General features: G+C 65.6%; 1 protein-coding gene. It reads left to right on the plus strand.

The genetic code is table 11. The features are described from left to right. Positions 1–956 (plus strand): tetratricopeptide repeat protein (locus tag CSC66_RS17145; RefSeq protein ID WP_162378623.1); only part of this gene is annotated, 956 nt, incomplete at its 5' end. Positions 957–1,084 lie beyond the last annotated feature (128 nt).

A 1,084-nucleotide genomic window follows, 5' to 3' on the forward strand; every position in this document is an offset into this window, starting at 1 on the left:
CGACCGAACTGCTGAAGCGCGCGCTGCGCGATGCCGAAGCGGCCGGCGATCCGGCCTTGCAGGTCACGGTGCATCGTCGCCTGGGCGACAGCAGCCTGTATGCCGGCAAGTACGAACGGGCGCTCGACCATGCGCGGGCCCAGCTGCGGATCCTCGAAGCGGCCGGCATCACCGATCCGGAACTGCTGACCACGGCGCGCCTGAAGGTCGGCACCAGCCTCAACCACCTCGGCCGGCACGAGGACGCCGCGCAGGTGCTGCTGCCGCTGTTCGATGAAGTGCGTTCGCAGCATGGGCCGGCGTCGGCGCAGATGGCGGAAATGCTGCCTGCGCTGGCCGCGGCCATGGCGAGGCTGGGACGCGCCGCTGAAGTCGTGCCGCTGACGCGCGTCGCGTACGAAGCGGTGCAGGCTTCGCCAGAACTGCCGCTGCTTACCTCGTCGCTGCTGCTCAATGCGCACGGCCTCGCGCTGGGACGCGCCGGCCTCAGCGAGGAAGCCGAGCCCATCGAGCGCGAATACCTTGCGCAGGTCACGCGCCTGTACGGCGAGGACGACACGCGCACCAGCGTGGCGATGAACAATGTCGCGCAGTCGCTGAGCCGCCTCGGCCGCGTCGAGGAGGCCGTGGCGATGATGGAGCAGGTGGTGGCCATCCGTCGGCGCAACCTCGCGCCCGACCATGAACGCCTAGCCGCGGCGCTGGTCAACCAGGGCGTCATCCTGCGCAAGGCCGGCAAGCCCGACGACGCGCTCGCTGCGCTGGAAGAAGCGTTCACGATTTTCGAAGGCAAGGGGCAGGGCACCAGCCGGCCCGCCGTGCAGGCGCTGATGGTCAAGGCGCAGATCCACGAGGACCAGGGACGCTGGCCGGAAGCGCTGGACCTGATCGGCCGGGTGCGTCCTTTTGTCGACGCAAAAAAAAAAAAATCCAAACCGTTCCAAGTTGTTTGTTGATCAGTGTGCTCTCCACAAGTCAGACACACTGAGTATGCGCGGTAAGGGTTGGCCTGTTCTGGGTGAGTACATGCTAACATAGACGGACGAAAATGTCCCTACGCAATACCTGTATATTCTCTACAGTT

Origin of the sequence: Pseudoxanthomonas kaohsiungensis (genome assembly GCF_010211765.1) — a bacterium.
GTDB lineage: Bacteria > Pseudomonadota > Gammaproteobacteria > Xanthomonadales > Xanthomonadaceae > Pseudoxanthomonas > Pseudoxanthomonas kaohsiungensis.